This window comes from Hyphomonas jannaschiana VP2 (genome assembly GCF_000685215.1).
GTDB classification, from domain to species: domain Bacteria; phylum Pseudomonadota; class Alphaproteobacteria; order Caulobacterales; family Hyphomonadaceae; genus Hyphomonas; species Hyphomonas jannaschiana.
In genome coordinates this window covers 74,002-95,915 of record NZ_ARYJ01000007.1, presented here as the reverse complement: position 1 = coordinate 95,915, position 21,914 = coordinate 74,002, and the positions used below count along the sequence as shown (strand labels likewise).

The window sequence follows — 21,914 nt, the reverse complement described above, 5'->3', positions numbered from 1 at the left end:
AACATCGTCCGCAGCCTTTTAGACCCGCGCATTTCCGGACGCCAGCTCAGACATCAAAACAGACCGGCCAGAAAAGTGGCGGAGAGGAAGGACTGAAAATTGCCGACAGCAGATATTTGGAGTGTTTCACACGGCACTTTCTCAAGGTGAATTTTCAATTCAAAGCGAGACACGTGGTGTGATTAAAAGCGTGCACTCAGCCGCAGGAAATACTGCCCGCCATCCGTGTCATAAGGGGCATTGCGGGAATAGATCAGCCCCTTGCTGACCTCCAGGACAGCTTCATCCGGATATTGGTTGAAAAGGTTTTCCGCACCGAAGCTCAGCGTCGTCTTGTCGTCCAGTTCGATTGATACACTCGCATCAATGAAAACTTCTGCACCAAACTCCTGAATAAAATCAGCATCCTGATTGGTGTAATCTACCCAGGGACCAATCCACCTGAGTTTCGTATGGAACGACCAGGGCCCTCGTCTGAAGCCCGCGGACGCATGGGTCGAGAAACGGGGATAGAGCCGTTCGAACCGGTCGACCCGGGACGGATTGTCTACGAAGTCGGAATTCAGCACGTCGGTATTGTTGTAATTGAACGACAGGCCGAGGGCGAGATCCCCGCCCACAAGCCGCCGGTCATAGTCCAGCACAAGATCAATCCCGGACGTTCGTGTCACGAAGCTGTTCTGGTAGAAGCCGACCTCCGTGATGCTTTCTCCGCCCGGCACGCCCAATGCCGCCAGGCGCATACGTTCAACCGGGTCCAGCGTGTAGTTTTCCGATGTAAAGATCCGGTCACGGACCTCCGTTCTATAGACATCAGCGCTCGCCACCAGGCCGTTCATGGGCCGGAAGACCAGCCCGGTGGAGAGATTGATGGAGGTTTCGGGCTTCAATGGCGCGATGTCGACATCCGGCCGTTCGCTCAAAATGTCCGCCACCGGACCTGTCGGGCTGAAGCGACCATTGGTGTAAACATCCAGTGTATCAGGCGCGACGCCTTGCGATGTCCGCTCCGAGAAAAGTTGCGCTGGTGTCGGAGCCTTGAAGCCGGTCGAGACCGTGGCGCGGACGGCAAGGCCTGCGAGCAAATCCCGGCGATAGGACAGCTTGCCATTCAGGCGGCTGCCGAACGTGTCGAACTCCTCGAACCGCAGGGCAACACCAAGCTGGCTATTGTCACCTGGACGCGCCTCAACATCCGCATAGGCGGCCCAGTTGGTCTGGTCGTATGTCTTCGCCTGATCCTGCGTATAGCCCGGAAACCCGTTCGAACCGGACGTCAGGCCATCCACCGCGCCGGGGCCGATTTCATAGGAGGCCGGATCACCCGCCGCGATGGCGTAGCGTTCCAGCCTGTGTTCCAGGCCGAAGGCAAGATCGATTGGCCGGGCAAAAGACGGCGGCGCAGGGAGCCGGGTCCGGAAATCCGCATTCAGATTGAATTCCTGCTGGCGCAGGCCGCCGGCGTCGAACTGTGTCGGGCTGTCCGGCCCCATGGAAGCGTTGATCGTGTCATAGAGAAAATAGTCGATCCGGTTCTCGCCAAACCCGGCACTGAAATCATAAGTCAGGCCGCCCGCCGAGACGCCTTTCAGGCCGAGTGTTGCGGAGACATCGCGCTCTTCCTGCCCGAATTGCGGGGTGAACCCATTGGGATAGATGTCGATCAGCGACCAGTCGCCGAAGGCCGCGCTGGCTGCATAGACACTGGGTGTGGCCGGACTTCGCCAGTTGAAGTCGCTCACGCCCTGCCCCCGGCTCGCATTGATTAGGGTGTAGAGCTGGCCGATCCCGACGTCCCGGTCTGCAATCAGGAGCGCGCGGACATCCTCCCGTTCCGGCTGCCCCCATTTCTGGACCGGATCGGCGATGTCCGCCTCCGGATGTTCTTCCAGATACTGCAGGGCGTCGAGGCGCTGACGGGCGCGCGATGTCGGCGCGGCATCGCTGTAATCGAGGCTGAGCCGGAAACCGCCCGCGCCTCCCCGCGCGCCGCCGCCCAGGCCGAGGCGCTTCTGGATACCGTCCCCTTCATAGTACTGGCTGTATTGCGCGAAGCCCTCTGCCAGTGCGTCATCGCGGGTGATAATGTTGAGCACACCGGCAATCGCATCGGATCCATATTGCGCCGATGCCCCGTCTCGCAGGATCTCAACACGCTGGATGGCATTGGTGGGGATCTTCGACAGGTCCGGCGACTGGGACCCGCCTGTGTTCAGCATAGCGGAACGGTGGCGCCGCTTGCCATTGACCAGGATCAGCGTGTGATCCGCAGACAGGTTCCGCAGGCTGTAGGGCCGCACGAACACGGCGCCATCGCTGAGCGGCCGGCGCTGGACGAAAAAACCGGGCAGATTGTCTGCCAGCACATCCGAAAAATCATCCGACACAGGCGCTGCGAGGTCAGTCTGGTCCAGTACGTCGACCGGCGACAGGCTTTCCCAGGCCTGCAAGCCGGCCCGGGAACCAGTCACAATGATCGTGTCATAGGTTCGCGGCAGGTCGATGGCTGGTGGAGGCAACGGGACGGGACGGATCGCCGGCGGGCGATGAGCCGAAGATTCAGGCGCGGCCCTTTCGGGCTGCTGGCGCCGGATGATCCAGACCCCATTCCTGTCCCGGCTGACGCTCAGGGATGTACCGGACAACAAGGCCGCCAGCGCCTCGTCGACTTCCATTTGACCGGACAGAGGTTTCGCGCTCAGCCCGGCCAGGTCCGACGCTTCCGCAATGATGACGGTATCGGTTTGCTCTGCCAGCAGGTTGATGGCGTCTGCCAGCGGCATGTCCGGCAGGCGCAGGGAATGAGTCTGCGCAACTGCCGGGAGCACCGCGGCCACACAGGTCAGCAGGAACAGGCAGGCCGATCGCATTGGTCCCTCGGGGAGGCCCTCGCATTCCGCGTTGGAGTCACCCCTAAGAAGCCGATCCCGATGACAGGCAGATGACAATAGCCGCCCGCAACGGCCATTCCTCAGCCAGTGAAACTCAAATGCCGCAGTCTGGCCCTGTGCCGGACATCAGGTTTCCGCCAAAAGCGAACGGAGTGCCCGCACAAGCTGCAAACACTGGTCTGGCGTGTTGTAGAGCGTCGGCGTCACGCGAACGCAGGCGCCTTTGGCGACGCCGTCGCGGTGCACGGCGAAGATGCCGTGTTTCTCCACAAGCGCGTTCACGATGGCCTTGTTGTCGTCGACGCTCGTCCTGCCCTTGAAGCGGAAGGATGTGATCGCGGCATGCAGGCGCGGGTCTGACGGTGTCAGGATCTCGATCCCATCGTCGCCGCGCATTTCCTCTGCCCAGAGGTCGCGCAGGTAAGCCACGCGGGCAGCCTTGCGCGCCGGTCCGACGAGTTCATGGAAATCGAGCGCATCCTTCAACGTCAGGAAGGTCGCGAAATTCGTCGTGCCCGTATGGATGCGATGGTAGATCGTGCCGACGCCCTCCGGCCGTTCGGACATGTCCGGCGAAATGTCGGCCAGCCGATCCTGCCGGATATAGATGAGGCCTGCCCCGATTGGTGCGCCGATCCATTTATGCAGATTGAAGCCGACAAAGTCCGCGCCGAGGTCTTCCATGCGGAAATCGGTCTGACCCCAGGAATGGGCTGCATCAACGATGCAATCCACATCAAAGCCGCGCGCCATTTCGACGATTTCGCGCACAGGGATCATCAGGCCGGTGCGGTGGCTGATATGGGTCAGCAGCAGGAGGCGCACTTTCGGGTTCGCTTCCAATGCCCGCCGGTATGTGTCTATCAGGCCATCAAAGGTCACCGGTTCCGGGATGTCGATGCGGACAACCGAGGCACCTTCCCGTTCGGCCTTGGTGTCCATCGCTGTCTGGATCGAGTCGTAATCGAGGTCGGCATACATCACGGCATCGCCGGGCTTCAGGCGGTTGTAGCCGCCGACCAGCGCCTGAAGAGATTCGGTAGCGTTTCGGGTGAAGACGATTTCGTCAGCACCGGCGCCGAGGAAGGCCGCGATGCGCGCATGGATCGGCTGGATCTCCGCATAATAGTCCCGGCGTGCATACCAGGAATTGTTGCGGTTTACTTTTTCAGTGTTCCGGACGAAGGCCTCCAGGACGGGCTTCGCCATAAGGCCCCAATAGCCATTCTCGAAATTCACGACATCCGGCGTGACATCGTATTGCGCCACAATTGGACGCCAGAAGGCTTCGTCGCTCGCGATGTCCTGCACTGTCCGCTCCCCTGCAGAGGCCGGCACCGGCGCAGCGGTACAGGCGGTTTCTGTCGTAAAGGACGCCGCTGCAACAGCGGCGCCCTTCATGACCAGTCGTCTGGTTATGTTCATGTCCCTTCCCGAGATCAGAAGCTGAGATCGAGGCGGACGTAATACTGGCCGCCGTCGGTATCATAAGGAGCATTCCGGGAATAGATCAGCCCCCGGCTTGCCTGATAGGTCGCTTCGTCCGGATATTGGTCGAAAACATTCTCAGCCCCGACACGAACTGACAGATTATCGTTCACCTGATAGGTCGCGCCGAGATCGAACAGCACCATTGCGCCGAAATCCTGGAAGATGTCGCCGGTGGAGTTGCCAGAATAGTCACGCCATTCGCCATAGTAGCGCATCCGGCCGAACATATCCCACTTGCCGAGGGTGTAGTTCGCCTGAAGGTTTGCGGTGTGTTCCGGGATTCCCTTCTCAAACCGGTCAGCCGAAGTGGTATTTGCCGCGAAATCGCCGCCAGTCACATCAGTTTTGTTGTAGTTGTAGGCGCCGGTGAGGTTCACTTCACCTGGACCGAAGGCGAAATTGTAGGCCATGACAAGATCGAGGCCTTTGGTGCGCGTATCGAAGTCATTCTGGAAGAAGTTGACCCGCGTGATGCTTTCCGCACCCGCAACGCCCAGCGCCGCAAACTGCGCCCTCTCGGCATCGGTCACCGCAAAAGTGGCCGAGGTGCTGAGCCGGTTGGTGACATCGATCTGGTAGACATCCAGCGTCGCTGTCAGACCGAAATGGGTGTTCCAGGCAAGGCCGGCCGTGATGTTGTCGGACTCTTCCGGCTCAAGCGCACGGATGTTGACGCCATCGCGCTGGCTGATCACTTCGGCGACTGCGCCCTGCGGGCTGAAACGTCCGCTGGTGAAGATGTTCAGCGTTGTCGTGTCGAGGCCCTGGGACGTCCGTTCCGAGAAGAGCTGGCCCGGTGTCGGTGCGCGGAAGCCGGTGGAGGCCGTTGCACGAAGGGCAAGGCCCGGTGTCAGCTCGAAACGGGTCGAAACCTTACCCGTCGTGCTGCTGCCGAATTCGGAATAGTCCTCGTAACGGACGGCGCCGCCAACGGTCCAGCGATCCGTGACCGGAGCTTCGAGATCCACATACGCAGCGTAGCTGGTCTGATCCGAAGAACCGGACTGGTCGGGCGAGAAGCCAGGGAAGCCGTTGGACCCGGACGGGAAACCTTCTGCAGCCAGCGGACCGACGGCATAGGAGGCGTATTCACCCTGGCCGATTTCGTACTCTTCGTTGCGGCGCTCCGCGCCGAAGGCGAAGGTCAGATCGTCTGCCAGGAAATCGAGGCTGGCCAGGTAAACGAAGTCGGCGTTGAGGTTGAGCTCCGTCTGGGTCAGCGTACCGATATTGAAGGAGGTCGGGCTGGCCGAACCGAGCGATGCGTTGATCGAGTCATACATGAAGTATTCGATCTGGTTCCGGCCGTAGCTGGCACTGAGATCATAGGAGAACTTCCCATCGTCAGCGCTGCGCAGACCACCGGTCAGCGAGAAGTCGTTATCATCCTGGCCGAAGCGCGGCGTGAAGCCGGCCGGATAGATTTCGGAAAGATCGTAGTCTGGGTCGATCGTGCTGTCGCCGAACGCGCTGGTCGACAGAGGGTTACGCCAGTTGAAGTCCGTCACACCGGTGCCGAAACCGTAGGTGCTGAAAACATAGGCTTCCGAATTCGCAAAATCGTAAGCGCCGTTCAGGGCGAAGCGGTAGGCCTGGCGTTCCGGCTGACCCCAATGCTGGACAGGGTTCGGCACGTTGAGGTCCGGAAAGGCTTCCTGCAGAGCGATGGCGTCGGCGCGCTGGCGCGACCGGGAGGTCGGCTGCGCGTCGGTATATTCGCCGGACAGGTTCAGAAACCCATTGTCGAACTGAAACCCTTGCTGGGCGCCGATACGGTATTGCTCGCCGTCGCCTTCATAATACTGGCCGGCCTGTGCGAAGGCATTCGTGCCGGCTTCGTCGTCGAGGATGATGTTGATCACACCGGCGATTGCGTCGGACCCGTATTGAGCCGATGCGCCATCGCGCAGCACTTCGATCTGCTTGATGGCGTAGGACGGGATCTGGGCAAGGTCTGGCGCTTGTGCGCCGTTGGAACCGAGCAGCGCGGAGCGATGCATACGCTTGCCGTTGATCAGGACAAGTGTGTGGTCCGCTGAAAGCGACCGCAGGCTGGCCGGGCGAACGAAGACCTGACCGTCCGCCATCGGAAGGCGTTTCACATTGAAGGACGGAACGAGCTGGGACAGCGTGTCCATGACTTCATCGGACGCCGTCAGGTCGATGGCTTTTTCGGAGATGACGTCAACCGGTGCAAGGCTGTCGAAAGCCGTGCGAGGCGCGCCGCGTGTGCCGGTGATGATGACGGTTTCCTGGACGCTGGTATCGTCCTGCTCATTTGCGGTCTGGGCGAGCGCGGCATTACTGAAGCACAGGGCGGCGCCCGATGCTGTCAGGACGAGCGCCTTGCGCAGGCTGATCGAAGTTTTCATGACTTTCCCCTCATGGTGAACCGTGCGGGGTGAAACCTCACACCCGCCGCCACGCGCCTGCGTGGTCAGGGGGAAGACAGATCAGTTGGCGGGACGTTTCAGCGATTTTGCGAACTTCATAAAAGGTTCATCGCGAACGCGGTCAGAGTCCTTCCGAAATCACGATTTCCGTATCGTCTTCGCGCACATCGATCGGATAGGCCGTGTCCAGACCCGCCAGCACCTGGCCTATCTGCTGGATGGAGAAAGACAGGGTGAGGCGCAGGTCCGCCGGCGCTCCGGGTGCGAGCCTGACCGGCCGGTCGCTGTACTGGTTCATGTCCGCAACGATGTCTCGGAGCGGCGCGTCGACGAAGGACAAGCGTCCAGACCGCCAGGACAATTCCTTCTCGGTATCGAAAGGTTCGACCGGGCCGAGACGCAGCGCCGCCGTTGACACGATCCGGTCTCCGGCATGCAGGTCCCGCGCAGCGGCGTCCGCCATCACGCGGACATGCCCGCTGTCGACAGATACCGACACCTGCCCCGTCCGCTTCTTGATGTCGAACCGGGTGCCGAGCACCCGGACCTGCACACTGCCGGTATCGACGGTCAAAGGCCGGCTTTCGTCGCGCGCAATATCGAAATAGGCATTGCCGTCGACCAGTTGTAGGGCCCGCGTCCGGGCTGTGAATTTGCCGCGGACATGGCTAGCGCCGCCAAGTGTGAGTTTGCTTCCGTCAGACAGAGTGAAGGTTCTGATCTCCCCGCGCGCGGTGGCTAGCAGGATGTCTTCGGGCGGAGCGGGTTGAAAGGACATCAGGCCGATCCCCACTGCGCAGGCCAGACCTGCCGCAAGCCCACCGCCCAGGAGCAGGCGGCGTGACATTGTCCGGCGCGGCTGCAAAGTTTTGATATTGTTATGATCTGTCAGAATGTTCTCGACGTCATCGACATCGGCAATCGCATCCCACAGCTGCCCGGCGCGCTCGAACGCGGCGCCATGGTCAGGAGATGCGGCGAGCCACACGGCAAAGGCCCGCTCTTTTTCCGGCGTGTTTTCCCCGGATGCAAAATACAGCACCCAGGCACGCGCTTCTGCGTCCAATGCCTTTGCAGATTCGGATTTCACGGGCGGAACCGGCGTCGCGGGCCTCTTCATTTCGCAGCCCTATCCGTCCAGCCCGGCCTGAAGCAGAGCCATGACACTGCTGAGCTGGCGGGAAATATCCGCTTCACTCCAGCCAGTATCCCTTTTGATCTCGGCATAGGTCTGTCCCCTGAACCTGCTTCGCAAAAGGATCTCTTTCTGCTTTGGCGACAGCTGCTGCATTGCGCGCGCGACCCGCTCAAGATCCTGCTTTCCCATTAAGACAGTTTCGGGCGAGATTTCTTCCACATCAGGGGAAAAATTTCCGTCCATCTGGCTTTTGACGAAGTTTCGCCCACGCCGGAGCTTGTCGTTCGAATTGAGGCCCAGATTGATAGCGGTCCGGAACAGAAAGGCTCGTGGGGAGCGGATCCGGGCAAGATCCGGCAGACCGGCGAGTTTCGAAAACGCTGCCTGCGCCACATCTTCCGGTTCGGGCGGGCCTGCCCCATGTATTTTCCTCAGCCGACCAACCAGTTCGCCATAGTGCTGGCGGAAAAGATGACTCAGAAATCGCGCACGATCCGCCTCATCGGCCTGATTGCCATCCGGCACAGGCACATCCGCCGCATCGGCAAATGTGCCAAGCGGAATAACGTCGTCCGGACAGGATGGCTTCGCCTGCATGTTGCGCCTTCAGGTCTCTGCCTGCGCTCTTGAAGAAGAAGCGCGACGGATTCATGAAAGGCATTTGAAACAACTGTAACATCATCATCCGGAACCTTCGGCCAAGGCTACCGCTGCAAAAGCAAACGCCCTGTGTCCTGAAGCAAGGCGGCAGGACGGGCTCGCAAGTGCCGTCCTACCTTTTGGGCTTGCCGCGTCCTACACGACTTCCTTGAGACACGCTTTGCTTTGTTTTTGTGTATTTTTCCAAAATTAAATGGGCTGGCGGAGAGGAAGGGATTCGAACCCTCGATACGCGTTAACGTATACGCCCTTAGCAGGGGCGCGCCTTCAGCCACTCGGCCACCTCTCCAGCGCGGACTGCCGGTCTATTGAATGGCGGCTCCAATCGCAAGCCCTCTTCGCTAGTGCGGCTGCGGTTGTTGGGGTTTTGCGCCTTTGGCGTGGCTCTGGAAATGCCATTGCCTGTATCCAGCCCCCCTGCCTGTGATAGTTACGTATTTCTGATAGTCCAAAGCCCGCTAGGGAAAACCGATGACCGAATATTTCAAACCCGTCCCGTTCCCGCTGTGGAAGGAAGACAAGCTTGCCTTCGCTGATGCGCTCGGCAGGTCGTTTCGTGAAACCGGATTTGCTGTCATTTCCGAACACCCGATATCCCAGTCCGTGATCGATGCGAACCTGAAGGCAACGAAGGATTTCTTCGCTCTGCCTGACGAGGTGAAGCTCAGATATGATGGGCGCGAAGGCGGCGGCCAGCGGGGTTACACAGCTTTCGGCGTGGAGAACGCCAAGGGAAAGGCGGAAGCGGACCAGAAGGAATTCTGGCATACCGGACGGGCCCTGCCTGCAGATTCGCCATACCGCGCGAGCATGGCAGATACGCCGTCTGTTCCGGAAGTCCCGGATTTTGATGCCGCGACACGGGGACTGTATGACGCTCTGGACGGGTTTGGGCGCCAGCTTCTCCGTGCCGTTGCCCTTCACTTGAAGCTGGAAGAGACATGGTTCGACAACAAGGTGGACGTCGGCAACTCCATCCTGCGCCTGCTTCACTACCCACCGCAGACGAACCCGCCGCCGGAGGGCTCCGTGCGGGCCGGCGCGCACGAGGACATCAATGTCATCACGCTGCTGCTGGGCGCCGAAGAGGCTGGTCTGGAAGTGAAGCACCGCTCCGGGAAATGGCTCGCGGTGAGCCCGCCACCCAACGCCCTTGTGATCAATTGCGGGGATATGCTCCAGAGGCTGACCGGCGGCGTGCTGCCATCGACCACGCACCGGGTCGTGAACCCTTCGCCGGAACGCGCCAGATTCCCGCGCTATTCCACGCCTTTCTTCCTGCACTTTAATCAGGATGTGATGATCGAGGCGCTGCCGAGCTGTATCGCGGAAGGTGGCAAGGCCGAACCGCCCATCACGGCGCAGGACTATCTGATGGAACGCCTGCGCGAGATTGGTCTGGTGAAAGCCTGATCTGAACTCAGATCAGGCCCGCCAACGGAGAGCTCGGGTCAGCATACATCTTCTTGGGCATCCGGCCGGCGAGGTAGGCTTCGCGACCGGCGATAACGGCGTGCTTCATCGCCGATGCCATGAGGATCGGGTCCTTGGCCGCGGCGATGGCCGTGTTCATCAGCACGCCGTCGCAGCCGAGTTCCATTGCGATCGCAGCGTCTGATGCCGTTCCCACTCCCGCATCGACGATCACCGGCACACGGCTTTGCTCCACGATGAGGCGGATGTTGACCGGGTTCATGATGCCCAGGCCTGAGCCAATCAGGGAGCCGAGCGGCATGATTGCGCAGCAGCCAGCCTCTTCGAGCATCTTTGCGTATACCGGATCATCAGAGCAGTAGACCATGACTTCAAAGCCATCAGCGATGAGCGCCTCAGCAGCTTTGAGCGTCTCCGGCATGTTCGGGTAAAGCGTCTTCTGGTCCGCCAGGACTTCCAGTTTGACGAGGTTCCAGCCACCCGCTTCCCGGGCGAGCCGCAAGGTGCGCACAGCCTCATCCGCTGTGAAGCACCCGGCCGTATTCGGCAGGTAGGTGAACTCATCCGGCTTCACGAAGTCTGTCAGCCGCTCCTCATCCGGATTGGACAGGTTCACGCGCCGGAGCGCGACGGTGACGATCTCGGCCCCGGCCGCGCGGGCGGCATCTGCATTCTGCTGATAGGATGCATATTTCCCGGTCCCCACGATCAGACGCGAGGCATAGGACTTACCGGCAATAATCAGGGGGTCGTTCACGAGAGACTTCCAATTCTTCTAAGGCCAACTTGGTACAGGAGAGGCAGATCAACCGCCACCAACGAACTGCACCACTTCAATCCGGTCGCCGTCCTCAAGAATTGTGGACGCGTGTTCGGATTTCGGCACGATTTCCAGGTTCCGTTCGATCGCCACGCCGCGGGAATCGCGCCCCTCCGCGCCTGAGATCAGCGCCACAAGCATGGCGACGGTTGTACCGGGCTGTATTTCGCGGGTTTCCCCGTTCAGCGTAATTGTCATCCGCTGTAACTCCATGCGTCAGCAGGCCTTGCCTTGCCCGGCGTTACAGCGCAAGACAACACCCTATGGTGAAGCCGATATATGTCCTCGGAGGCCCGAACCTCAACCTGCTGGGAACGCGGGAGCCGGACATTTATGGCCGGGACACGCTTGATGATATTCATGCGCGTCTGAAGGCACAGGCAGGAGACACGCCAATCGAGGCCCGCCAGACCAATTCCGAGGGTGAACTGGTGACGTGGGTCCAGGAAGCTTCGAAGGAAGCATCCGCCGTGATTCTCAATGCCGGTGCCTACACACATACATCCGTCGCCCTTCACGACGCTCTGCGCGCCTGCGCTGTGCCGGTTGTTGAAGTGCACCTTTCAAACCCTGCCGCCCGGGAGGCCTTCCGGCAGGTGAATTATGTCGCGCCAGCGGTGAACGCATCGATTGCGGGCCTTGGCGCCTATGGTTATGAGCTTGCCCTGATGGCCGCGCTAAAGCTGTCAGGAAAATAAGGGACGATAGATCCATGAGCACTGGCAAGAACAAGCTGGATACCGGACTCGTCCGGGAACTCGCCGCCATCCTTCGTGAGGCGGACCTCGGAGAAATTGAAGTCGAACACGAAGGCCTTCGGGTCCGTGTCAGCAAACCGACCCCGCCGGTTGTGCAGGCTGCAGTGGCCGCACCTGCCCCCGTTGCAGCTGCGCCTGCCCCGGCAGCAGCAGCTGCCGCACCGGCCGCCGCCGAAGCTGCGCCAACGACGCCAGACAATGCCATCAAATCGCCGATGGTCGGCACCGCTTATCTCTCGCCGGAGCCTGGCGCCAAAGCATTCGTGTCGGTTGGCGACAAGGTGAAGAAGGGCGACACGCTGATGCTTGTCGAGGCCATGAAAACCTTCAACCCGGTCGAAGCGGACCGTGCAGGCACGGTCAAGGCCATCTATGTCACCGATTCCCAGCCAGTCGAATTTGGCGAGCCGCTCATTCTGATCGAATAGCATGACCGAACAACGCACCATCCAGAAGGTCCTCATCGCGAACCGCGGTGAGATCGCGCTACGCATCCACCGCGCTTGCAAGGAAATGGGCCTGCAGACCGTCGTCGTGCACTCAGAGGCCGACCGGGATGCCATGGCCGTCAGGCTTGCAGACGAAAGCGTCTGCATCGGCCCGGCACCCTCCTCGCAGAGCTACCTCAAGAAATCCCAGATCCTGGCTGCAGCTGAGATCACCGGAGCGGATGCGATCCACCCGGGCTATGGCTTCCTCTCCGAGAACGCCCAGTTCGCGGAAATGGTCGAAGCCCACGGCCTCGCCTTTATCGGCCCGACGGCTGAACATATCCGGATCATGGGCGACAAGATCGCGGCCAAACAGGCCATGATCGATGCTGGCGTCCCTTGCGTGCCCGGATCGGACGGCGCGGTCACATCGATTTCGGACGCCAAGAAGGCTGCCAAGAAAATCGGGTTCCCGGTTCTGGTGAAAGCATCAGCCGGCGGCGGTGGCCGCGGCATGAAGCTGGCGAAGACCGAAGCCGACCTCGAAAATGCTGTCCGCACCGCAAAGACCGAAGCCAAAGCCGCTTTTGGCGATGATGCTGTCTATCTCGAGAAATACCTTCAGGGTCCCCGGCACATCGAAGTCCAGGTGATCGCGGATACGCACGGAAATGTGGCACATCTCTGGGAACGCGATTGCTCCCTGCAGCGCCGCAACCAGAAAGTTTTCGAGGAAGCCCCGTCCCCGGCCCTGACACAGGCCCAGCGCGAAGAGATTGGTTCGATCTGCGCAAAGGCCATGGAAAAGCTTGGCTATCGCGGCGCCGGCACGATCGAATTCCTCTACGAAGACGGCCGGTTCTATTTCATCGAAATGAACACCCGCCTGCAGGTCGAACACCCGGTGACGGAAATGATCACGGGCATCGACCTTGTTCGCGAACAGATCCGCATCGCGGAAGGCAAAAAGCTCTCATTCTCGCAGGATGATGTCCTGCTCGTGGGCCATGCCATCGAGTGCCGGATCAATGCCGAACATCCGGAGACCTTCGTACCTTCTCCGGGCCTGATCGCAGATTTCCACGCGCCGGGTGGCCCGGATGTGCGCCTGGATAGTGCGGCCTATGCCGGATACCGGATTCCGCCGCACTATGACTCCCTGATCGGGAAGCTGATCGTGCATGGCCGCACGCGCAGGGAATGTCTGATGCGTCTTCGCCGCGCACTGTCGGAAATGGTGGTGGGCGGAGTATATACCACGCTCGATCTGCATCGGCGTCTCGTCGAGAATGAAGACGTCCAGAACGGTGACTACAATATTCACTGGCTGGAAAAATTCCTCGCCGAGAACAAAGTCACTCCCGAAGAAAAAGCGTAGCGCGGCGCCGCGTCCGATAGACAGACGCCGGGTGCGATCACCATATAGGCCTCATGTCTGCTCGGTTTGGCACCAATGACCTGCTTGCCTGTTATCGGCGAGGCGTGTTCCCCATGGGGGATGCGCGCGATGACCCGAACCTGTTCCTCGTGGATCCGGACATGCGGGGAATTCTTCCGCTGGACGACTTCCACATTCCGAAACGCCTGAAGCGGCGGGTCAGACAGGAACCGTACCGCGTCACGGCGGACACCGCGTTCACACGCGTTATGGAAATGTGCGCCGAAAGTGCCGAGGGCCGGGAGACGACATGGATCAACTCGACGATCCTGAACCTCTACAGCGCGCTTTACCGCGAAGGCCACGCCCACTCTGTCGAATGCTGGGATGAGTCGGGGGAGCTGGTCGGTGGTTTGTATGGGGTCGCTGTAGGTGGCGCCTTCTTTGGCGAAAGCATGTTCTCCCGCGCGACCGATGCGTCAAAGATCGCTCTGGTCCATCTGGCTGCCCGTCTGATCGAAGGCGGGTTCACGCTTCTGGATGCGCAGTTCCACAATCCGCATCTGGAACAGTTCGGATTGATCGAAATCCCGCGGGCCGAGTTCAAGCGCCGGCTCAAGGCGGCGCTTGCTGTGGACGCGGACTTTTACTGCGGCCGCTCCGGGTCGTCCGGCAGTTTCACAGGATCCGGCGCGGTGCAGCGGATCACCCAGACGTCGTAGACCGGGTGTTCCAGCGCGCTCAGACCGGGTGAAGAGGCGTACATCCAGCCCGAGAACAGTTCCGGATTCTCTTCGCTCACCGTCTCCACTGAATTGGCATCGACGGCGGCGTCCATAGTCTCGACTGCGACAGGCTGCGTCGAGAAAATCTTCAGGAATGCCGCGCTCTCCGGCGCCTCTTCCGGCGGGGTCTGGTAGCAGACCTCCAATTCCACTTTCAGGGAACCGAAGACAACCGGCTCTCCGACGATGACCTCAATATCCGTCGAGCGTCCGGTGATCTTGTCGAGCGCGCGCAGCGTTGCCTTGTCTTTCTGGACGAAGGTCGCGGCATGTGCCGCCCCGACCAGTCCGGCCACGACAACAGCTGAAACGAGCGCTCGAAACATTATTGATCTCCATCCGCTGGATAGGGGTCGTCAGCCGGATAGGCATCATCCGCAGCAGATGACGACGCACCTGACGCTCCGGCGTCTCCACCACCGCCACCTGACGCGAAGGATGCAAACAGCGTCAGCAGATCGACGCTGCCGCGCGTGTATTTGACTTCACCGGTGCCGTCCTGTGGCAGATTGTCGAAGCTGCCGCCCGGTTCCAGGGCCACATACGCGCCACCGAGCAGGCCATCTGTCGAGATCCGCGCATCCGTGTCTTCCGGCAGCGCCCATTTCTTGTCGAGGCTCATCGTCATCACGGCTTCGAATCGTTGCGGGTCGCCTTCAATGGCTTTGACGACACCGGCCTTCACGCCAGCGATACGCACATCTGCGCCCCGCTCGATGCCGCTGATATTGTTAAAACGCGCAGTCAGTTCATACCGGTCCGGCCCTGCGGACGCTTCCCCACCACGATCAATCGCGAACCAGAGGAAAACGCCAGCGACGGCGATCACTGCCGCGCCGACCAGGGTTTCGAACATCGACTCACGCATCGGGAGACCACGCCTCATAGTCACCCGTCGCCTTCTGGCGGTGGCCGCCCGTGGACAGGCTGCCTTTGGGTTTCGTCGCCCATGGCGTTCCGGTCATGTTGGGCTTGTGATCGGTTTCCCACTCGCGCCGTGTCAGTGGCGACTTGGTCGGCGGCTCATCCACAGTGTGGTGCAGCCAGCCATGCCAGTCAGCAGGCACTTTCGACGGCTCAGCGAGGCCTTTGTACATGACGTAACGACGGCGGCGCCCTTCGAGCGAAGGCTTGCGCTCTTCATAGTATTTGTTGCCGTATTCGTCCGTGCCGACGAATGTGGAACGCCGTCCGATATCGAACGCTGCACCGAGCGTATGACCGCTCCACCAGGTAAAGAGTTGCTTCAGCATCGTGTGGCCTGTCCTGCCGTGAGTTGGTGGCCGCAATATGGCGGCTCAGGGGCAACTAATCCATAGCGCCACCGCAGGCAATGCGGTGCAACTTCCCGTGTGCTCAGCACTTGGGAGTTGTTGTACGACGCTTGCCCCGGGCGTGCTCAGGAGTCACGCTGGTGCAAGTGATTCGCTGGGGAGAGTTGGCATGAACGAGATGCAGGCAAGTGAAATCTTGCGGGCCGCCGAATCGGATGGCCTGTTGTCGGAACAGACCACGCTTTCCGAACTTTACAGAGGCGCAGGACGGCCCCGAAAACGACTCACCCCCGAATCCCTGAAGACTTTGACGGCTGCGTGCTCAGCTGCGGCGCTCGTTAGCGTGTCTCAGCTCGCATCAGCGGAAATTCTCGAACGATTCGGCGATGCCCCGCGCAATGCCGACCTTGCAGAAGCCCTTGCGGCAGGATTGCCTCAGGATGTGCTGGAAGAGGCCCTGCGCCAGCCGGGCGGGTTTCAGCGAACCGCAGACGCGCTTCGCGCCTCCGCCATCAACGCGGGCGCACCACCGCCAGCTGTTTTCGAACCGGAAACGCTCGACCCGGTCCTGGAGCAATTGCTGATCGGATCTCTGCTTGAAGGCGCGGAAATCATCCTGACGCACGAAAGCCTGCCAGCGGCCGGCTCTGCTGCCCGTATTCTGGATGTCGCCATGGCCGTAGGCCCGGATGGCCTTGAGGCCGATTACCTTCGGGAGACACTGGAAGCGGCGGGCGAAGAGATGCCGGACGGATCTGTGGTGATTGCCGGTCTGGCTGCCGCTGTCATGTCCCTCGGAATAGACTATGCCTCACCCGACGGCGCCGCGGCAGCGGCGGCTCTTTGCTCACTGGTTCGCGCCGGAGTGACGGGGGCAGCGTTTCCGGCCGCGCAGGCAAAAGTTCTGGGGATCCCGGCTCAGAAAGCCTCCGGTAAGCGGACCTGTAATGTGCTTGTCCTGCCCATAGCGGACCTTGGGGCGTTTCTGCCGGACTGTGAAAGCCACGGGACGGCACCGCTCGCAACTGTGCTCGCTTACGGCGACGAGACGCCGACCCTTTCGCGGGCCGGTCGGCTCGGAATCGCTCACCACGCGCCGGAACGCCTGCCCATGGCACTGGAGCGCATCTCAGCCTCCGCTGAATCGGATCTGGACCGCGCCCTCGGGCTCGACCGGCTAAGGGATCGCGGGTTCTCGGAGGCCGCACTCGACAAGGTTTCAAGAGCCCTCGGTGAGGGCTTGCCCCTGAACGCGGCCTTCTCACGCTGGGTGCTCGGAGACGAAATCATTTCCAGCGACCTCAAACTGGCCCCGGAAGAGTTCGATGCAGATGGCGGGGGCCTTCTCTCCGCGATCGGCTTCTCGCGAAAAGACATACAGGCCGCAGAAACGACCATCGCCGGCGAAAACGGCGATGCCACAACGGAAATCATGGCGGATTGCGGCCTGCAGATCGGCGCCTCCCCAGAAGCGGAAATTGCCTTTGCGGCCGCCTGCGCCAAAGCACTCGGTGGAAACGTGACGCTCACAGTCGACGGCCGGGGTGGCCTCGACATGGCCGAAGCAGCGCTGGAAGCAGGCCTCTCTGTCCAGTTGCTGGGCTACCGCGCACCACCTTCAGACGAAGTCCAGGAACGCATGGAGCATATCACCATGCTTGCAGAGGAGCTCGCCGCCGAAGCAGATGCTCCGGCAACTATTTCTCATTCAGTCCAGGCCGGCGACGGCGCTGCCCGCACCCGCCTGCCCGACCGCCGGAAAGGGTACATTCAGAAAGCCTCCGTCGGGGGGCACAAAGTATACCTCCACACGGGTGAGTTCGAGGATGGGTCTCTGGGTGAGATCTTTATCGACATGCACAAGGAAGGCGCCGCGTTCCGGAGCCTGATGAACAATTTCGCCATCGCAACCTCAATCGGCCTTCAATATGGCGTGCCACTGGAAGAATTCGTCGACGCCTTTGTCTTCACGCGGTTCGAACCGGCAGGTGCGGTCACCGGGAACGACCGGATCACCCGGGCAACCTCCATCCTCGACTATATTTTCCGCGAGCTGGCCGTTTCCTATCTCGGCCGGGACGACCTGGCCGAGGTCGATGTCACTCATGACGGCCTTGGCCGGGGCGCGGGGGACGGGACCCGGACAGAGGCTGCGCCATTCACCGAAGAAGCGGCGCAGATCATCTCCCGCGGTTTCTCACGCGGCCAGCTGCCGGACAACATCGTGATTCTTGACCGGAAACGCGCCCAGAAGCTCGCCGATGAGGAAGCCGAAGCGGCTGAAAGCGCCATGGAAGAGGCGGAAACCGAAGAATTGAACGCGCCTGACTATCTTGGTGACGCCTGCCCGGTTTGTGGCAGTTTCACCCTCTTCGAGATCAGCGAAGACGGGGACATCGAGTGCGACACTTGCGGCGAAGAATCCAGAAAACAAAAATAGTTTCAAGGCTCTTCTGTGACCCACAAGGCCGTTAATCCGGCCCACAACCGGTCATGGCAAATCTGCAACACATCTCACAATGAAACAGTGGTTACAGCTTGTTCAGTTTTGACCGGCAAAACAACGCTGTATCCCATTAGGCATGATCCGGGTTCTGTTCAGCCTTGCTGCCCTAGCAACCGTGACCTCATTCGAGGCCTCGGCACAGGAGCGCAACCAACAAAGCCAGCCTGTCGCCTGGGCCCCCAGCTATGTCGGGTCCTGCAGCGGCTGCAACCTTTCCGGACGCAACCTGACCGGCTGGACGCTCAGCGGCGCGAACTATCGCGAAGCGAATCTCGAATATGCTTTCATGCGCGGCACACAGGCCCGGGAAACCAATTTCGAGGGAATCATCGCGACCGGCGCTGACATGCGCGCGGCTGTCCTTACGTCAGCGAAGCTTTCCGGCGCCAATCTCGTGAATGCCCGCATGCAGTCCGTTCAGGCGTCAGGTGCAGAGTTCAAGCAAAGTGTGCTCGTTGGCACGAACCTCCAGAGAGCCATGCTTGTCGGGGCCAATTTTGCGGCGGCTAATCTTGCGACAGCTTCCCTTGAAGGCGCAGACTTTTCCGGCGCCAACCTGACCGGTGCAGACCTTAGCGGCACCATCATGATGTCCGCCATTTTCAATGGTGCGAACCTGTCCCAAACGAAGCTGGACGCAGCCAATGCTCAGGGAGCGTCGTTCAAGGATGTCCGCTTTGTCGACGCAAACCTGACGGGGCTGACCGGCTGGCATGATGCGGACTTCGATGGCGCATGCGCATCCCAGCGCACACTGTTGCCGCGAGGCCTGACACTGCCCGACTGCGAATAGGCCCGGCGCTTCTCACCTGACAAATCAAAAGCCCGCGCCGATCAGATCGACGCGGGCTTTGTTTTTTCTACGACTTCACCTGAGGCGCGAGCCGGATGTTGAGCTCTCGCAGCTGGCTGTCGTCAACCGGGCTGGGAGCCCCCATCATCAGGTCGCGCGCCTGGCCGTTCATCGGGAACAAGGTGACATCGCGGATGTTCTCGGCATCGGCCAGCAGCATGACGATCCGGTCCACACCCGGTGCGATCCCGCCGTGCGGCGGCGCGCCGTGCCGGAATGCGTTGAGCATGCCACCGAACTCCGCTTCGACCACTTCCGGCCCGTAGCCAGCCATCGCGAACGCTTTCAGCATCACTTCGGGGCGGTGGTTCCGGATGGCGCCCGACGACAGCTCGATACCGTTGCAGACGATGTCATACTGGAACGCCTTGATGTCGAGGATCTCTTCATCCGTGCTGGCGGCTTCCAGCGCCTCCATACCGCCCTGTGGCATCGAGAACGGGTTGTGGCTGAAGTCGATCTTCTTGGCGTCTTCGTCATATTCGAACATCGGGAAGTCGACGATCCAGCAGAAGCGGAACACGCCCTGCTCAGTCAGGTCGAGCTCGGCGCCGATCTTGTTGCGCGCCGCGCCGGCCAGCTTGTAGGCATCGCCTTTCTTGCCGGCCGAGAAAAACACGCCGTCTCCGGCCCCAAGCCCCAGATGCTTCAGCAGGGCGGCCAGGTGATCCGGTGCGAAGCTTTTCAGGGCGGGGTCCTGGCTATCGACTCCGCCACCGTCGGCCTCTTTCAGGCGCGCATAGCCAAGACCCGGCGCCTGCATTTCCTTCTTCGCCCACTTGTCCATGTCATCGAAGAATTTGCGGGACTTCTCCGCAGCCGCCTTCGGCGCCGGAATGGCGACGACTTTGCCGCCACCTTTGATGATCTTGGCGAAAATGCCGAAGCCGGTCTTTTCCTCGTCCACGAAGAACTCGGTCACGTCGGACAATTCGAGCGGGTTACGCAGATCCGGCTTGTCGGAACCATATTTTGCCATGGCTTCGGCATAAGGAATGTGCGGGAACGGCTCAGCCGGAACCGTCCGCTGCTTGTCATCCCAGCCAGCGAATTCCTCGAACACGCCGCGCATGACCGGTTCGATCGCATTGAAGACATCGTCCTGGGTGACGAAGCTCATCTCGATATCGAGCTGGTAGAATTCGCCGGGTGAGCGATCCGCGCGAGCGTCTTCGTCCCGGAAACACGGCGCGATCTGGAAGTATCTATCGAAGCCGGAAACCATCAGGAGCTGCTTGAACTGCTGCGGTGCCTGCGGAAGGGCGTAGAACTCTCCCGGGTGCAGACGGGACGGCACGAGGAAGTCACGCGCGCCTTCCGGGCTCGATGCCGTCAGGATCGGGGTCTGGTACTCGGTGAACCCCTGCTCCATCATCCGGCGGCGCAGGCTGGCGATCACATTGCTGCGCAGCGTCATGTTCTTGTGAAGCGTCTCGCGGCGCAGGTCGAGATACCGGTGCTTCAGGCGAATGTCTTCCGGATAGTCCGGCTCAGCAAACACGGGCAGCGGCAGCTTCTCTGCCGCGCTTTCGATGATCAGAGATTCTGCCGGAAGCTCCACTTCACCCGTCGGCAGCTCCGGATTCACGGCCTCGGCGTCGCGGGCAATGAGCTTGCCGGTCACTGTCAGCACGCTCTCGGCCGTTGCACGCTTTGCGTCCTCGTAGAAGGACGCATTCGGGTACACCACAACCTGAGTGAGGCCATAATGGTCTCTCAAGTCGATAAACAGGGCCCCGGCATGCTCCCGGCGGCGGTGCAGCCAGCCGGACAGCTTGACGGTTTCGCCAACGTGGGATTTGCGAAGCTCCCCACAGGTATGGGTGCGATAGGCGTGCATCGGATCAGTCTCCGGAAAGGGTCGGTCCAGTAAATGTCTGCGGGAGGTAATAGACTCTCGCATTTGTTCTGGCGATGCGATACGCAAGCCCGCGATGACTGACAACACCCTGACTCCCATTACTGAGCAGTCGGCCCTCGAAGATTTCTGCGGAAAGCTGGCCGAAAGCGATTTTATCTGCGTCGACACCGAGTTTCATCGGGAAACGACTTATTGGCCCGAGCTCTGCCTCGTCCAGGCATCCGCCCCCGGTGTTGAAGGCCTGATCGACCCTCTGGCGGAAGATCTGGACATTGGTCCATTCCTGAATCTCATCGCCGCGGACAACCGCGTGAAGGTCTTTCACGCCGCCCGCCAGGACATCGAGATCTTCAATCGCCTGATCGGCCACCCGCCGGGCCCGATCTTCGACACCCAGATCGCGGCCATGGCGCTCGGCTATGGCGATTCAATTTCCTACGACAATCTGGTCCAGCGCGTCCTGAGACGCCAGATCGACAAATCCAGCCAGTTTACCGACTGGATGCGCCGTCCCCTGTCCCAGAAACAGCTGGTCTACGCGCTGGGCGATGTCACCCATTTGCGCGACGCCTACCTCATCATGCACGAAAAGCTGGAAACGAGCGGCCGCCTGCCATGGGTGCAGGAAGAGATGGCCGATCTGGAAGATCCGGCGAAATACGACACGGATCCCGCAAAGGCCTGGCAGCGCCTGAAACTGCGGACCCAGAAGAAAGACTATGCCGCCCTGATCGTGGCCGTGGCGGCATGGCGCGAGCAATTGGCGCAGGATCTCGACAAGCCCCGCCGCCGGATCCTCAAGGATGACGCGATACAGGAAATCGCCAGCCAGAAGCCCCGCAGCGAAAACGACTACAACCAGCTGCGCGCTGTGCCGAACGGGTTTATTCGTTCCAAACACGGGCAAGGCCTGATGGATGCCGTACAGGCCGCAATGGACAGTCCGGACCAGTTTGCGCCCGAACTGGAGCCGCGCCGTCAGAATGCCCAGATCCCGGCCGGTGCGCCGGAATTGCTGAAAGTGCTGCTCAAGCATGTTTCGGAAGACAATGACGTCGTGCCCCGCCTGATCGCGAACGCCGCAGACATCGACCGCATCGCCCGCGGCGAGACCTCAGAGGACATCGCCGCCATGCATGGCTGGCGCTACGAAATGTTCGGACGCAAGGCGCAGGCGCTGCTGAGTGGCAAGCTCGCCGTGTCTTTTGAAAATGGTCAGGTTCGGCTGTTCGACGTCTGAT

19 protein-coding genes and 1 tRNA gene are annotated in these 21,914 nt (G+C 60.8%); 8 read left to right on the top strand and 12 right to left on the bottom strand.

Annotation, left to right across the window (positions count from 1 at the left end; all coding sequences use genetic code 11):
* Positions 1 to 182: 182 nt before the first annotated feature.
* From HJA_RS12010 to HJA_RS11985, 6 genes are all read right to left on the bottom strand, one after another.
* Entirely contained in the window at positions 183 to 2,870 is a 2,688-nt protein-coding gene (locus HJA_RS12010) for a TonB-dependent receptor (protein ID WP_051597628.1), read from the bottom strand.
* 147 nt (positions 2,871 to 3,017) lie between these two features.
* Positions 3,018 to 4,316, bottom strand: coding sequence for an aminotransferase class V-fold PLP-dependent enzyme (locus HJA_RS12005; protein WP_035582585.1), 1,299 nt, complete (start codon positions 4,314 to 4,316; stop codon positions 3,018 to 3,020).
* A 14-nt stretch (positions 4,317 to 4,330) separates the two neighbouring features.
* On the bottom strand, positions 4,331 to 6,754 hold the full coding sequence (locus HJA_RS12000) for a TonB-dependent receptor plug domain-containing protein (protein ID WP_035582582.1): 2,424 nt from the start codon (positions 6,752 to 6,754) through the stop codon (positions 4,331 to 4,333).
* Between the two features lie 142 nt (positions 6,755 to 6,896).
* Complete coding sequence (locus HJA_RS18060; RefSeq protein WP_162177054.1) at positions 6,897 to 7,865, bottom strand: FecR family protein; 969 nt, start codon at positions 7,863 to 7,865, stop codon at positions 6,897 to 6,899.
* 39 nt (positions 7,866 to 7,904) lie between these two features.
* Positions 7,905 to 8,510 carry an RNA polymerase sigma factor gene (locus HJA_RS11990; protein WP_051597626.1) on the bottom strand — a complete coding sequence of 202 codons (606 nt, stop codon included), beginning with the start codon at positions 8,508 to 8,510 and terminating at the stop codon, positions 7,905 to 7,907.
* Positions 8,511 to 8,772: 262 nt separating this feature from the next.
* Positions 8,773 to 8,862, bottom strand: a tRNA-Ser gene (locus HJA_RS11985).
* A gap of 182 nt (positions 8,863 to 9,044) precedes the next feature.
* Between HJA_RS11985 and HJA_RS11980 the strand changes: the two genes are divergently transcribed.
* Complete coding sequence (locus HJA_RS11980; protein WP_035582579.1) at positions 9,045 to 9,986, top strand: isopenicillin N synthase family dioxygenase; 942 nt, start codon at positions 9,045 to 9,047, stop codon at positions 9,984 to 9,986.
* 7 nt (positions 9,987 to 9,993) lie between these two features.
* On the opposite strand, the gene HJA_RS11975 is transcribed toward HJA_RS11980, so the two are convergent.
* On the bottom strand, positions 9,994 to 10,764 hold the full coding sequence (locus HJA_RS11975) for a thiazole synthase (RefSeq protein WP_035582576.1): 771 nt from the start codon (positions 10,762 to 10,764) through the stop codon (positions 9,994 to 9,996).
* Positions 10,765 to 10,812: 48 nt separating this feature from the next.
* Positions 10,813 to 11,025 carry a sulfur carrier protein ThiS gene (thiS, locus tag HJA_RS11970; RefSeq protein ID WP_035582574.1) on the bottom strand — a complete coding sequence of 71 codons (213 nt, stop codon included), beginning with the start codon at positions 11,023 to 11,025 and terminating at the stop codon, positions 10,813 to 10,815.
* 65 nt (positions 11,026 to 11,090) lie between these two features.
* Between thiS and HJA_RS11965 the strand changes: the two genes are divergently transcribed.
* The 4 genes from HJA_RS11965 to aat are packed head-to-tail and all read left to right on the top strand — an operon-like array spanning position 11,091 to position 14,116.
* Positions 11,091 to 11,525 carry a type II 3-dehydroquinate dehydratase gene (locus tag HJA_RS11965; protein WP_035582572.1) on the top strand — a complete coding sequence of 145 codons (435 nt, stop codon included), beginning with the start codon at positions 11,091 to 11,093 and terminating at the stop codon, positions 11,523 to 11,525.
* Positions 11,526 to 11,539: 14 nt separating this feature from the next.
* Positions 11,540 to 12,013: an acetyl-CoA carboxylase biotin carboxyl carrier protein gene (accB, locus tag HJA_RS11960; protein ID WP_035582570.1), complete on the top strand. Its 474-nt coding sequence runs from the start codon at positions 11,540 to 11,542 to the stop codon at positions 12,011 to 12,013.
* Between the two features lies 1 nt (position 12,014).
* Positions 12,015 to 13,394: an acetyl-CoA carboxylase biotin carboxylase subunit gene (gene accC / locus HJA_RS11955; RefSeq protein WP_035582567.1), complete on the top strand. Its 1,380-nt coding sequence runs from the start codon at positions 12,015 to 12,017 to the stop codon at positions 13,392 to 13,394.
* A gap of 53 nt (positions 13,395 to 13,447) precedes the next feature.
* Positions 13,448 to 14,116: a leucyl/phenylalanyl-tRNA--protein transferase gene (aat, locus tag HJA_RS11950; protein WP_035582565.1), complete on the top strand. Its 669-nt coding sequence runs from the start codon at positions 13,448 to 13,450 to the stop codon at positions 14,114 to 14,116.
* Here the strand turns inward: aat and HJA_RS11945 are convergent.
* From HJA_RS11945 to HJA_RS11935, 3 genes are read right to left on the bottom strand one after another with little or no spacing between them, the layout of a single operon-like run.
* Positions 14,041 to 14,505 carry a DUF2155 domain-containing protein gene (locus HJA_RS11945; RefSeq protein WP_051597625.1) on the bottom strand — a complete coding sequence of 155 codons (465 nt, stop codon included), beginning with the start codon at positions 14,503 to 14,505 and terminating at the stop codon, positions 14,041 to 14,043. The two genes, aat and HJA_RS11945, sit on opposite strands and share 76 nt — an antisense overlap.
* Positions 14,505 to 15,065, bottom strand: coding sequence for an outer membrane lipid asymmetry maintenance protein MlaD (gene mlaD, locus HJA_RS11940; RefSeq protein ID WP_155839951.1), 561 nt, complete (start codon positions 15,063 to 15,065; stop codon positions 14,505 to 14,507). The genes HJA_RS11945 and mlaD overlap by 1 nt, the downstream gene beginning before the upstream one ends.
* Positions 15,040 to 15,432, bottom strand: coding sequence for an NADH:ubiquinone oxidoreductase subunit NDUFA12 (locus tag HJA_RS11935; RefSeq protein ID WP_035582560.1), 393 nt, complete (start codon positions 15,430 to 15,432; stop codon positions 15,040 to 15,042). Before HJA_RS11935 ends, mlaD begins: the two co-directional genes overlap by 26 nt.
* Before the next feature lie 190 nt (positions 15,433 to 15,622).
* Here HJA_RS11935 and HJA_RS11930 point away from each other — a divergent pair, with 190 nt between their 5' ends.
* Positions 15,623 to 17,893: a TSCPD domain-containing protein gene (locus HJA_RS11930; protein WP_051597624.1), complete on the top strand. Its 2,271-nt coding sequence runs from the start codon at positions 15,623 to 15,625 to the stop codon at positions 17,891 to 17,893.
* 142 nt (positions 17,894 to 18,035) lie between these two features.
* On the top strand, positions 18,036 to 18,752 hold the full coding sequence (locus HJA_RS11925; protein ID WP_051597623.1) for a pentapeptide repeat-containing protein: 717 nt from the start codon (positions 18,036 to 18,038) through the stop codon (positions 18,750 to 18,752).
* A gap of 67 nt (positions 18,753 to 18,819) precedes the next feature.
* Here the strand turns inward: HJA_RS11925 and aspS are convergent, their stop codons facing one another.
* The gene (gene aspS / locus HJA_RS11920; protein ID WP_035582558.1) at positions 18,820 to 20,652 is read right to left on the bottom strand and encodes an aspartate--tRNA ligase; all 1,833 of its coding nucleotides are present in this window, start codon (positions 20,650 to 20,652) and stop codon (positions 18,820 to 18,822) included.
* A gap of 94 nt (positions 20,653 to 20,746) precedes the next feature.
* On the opposite strand from aspS, the gene rnd reads away from it, so the two are divergent.
* Entirely contained in the window at positions 20,747 to 21,913 is a 1,167-nt protein-coding gene (gene rnd / locus HJA_RS11915) for a ribonuclease D (protein WP_035582556.1), read from the top strand.
* The last annotated feature ends 1 nt before the right edge of the window (position 21,914 follow it).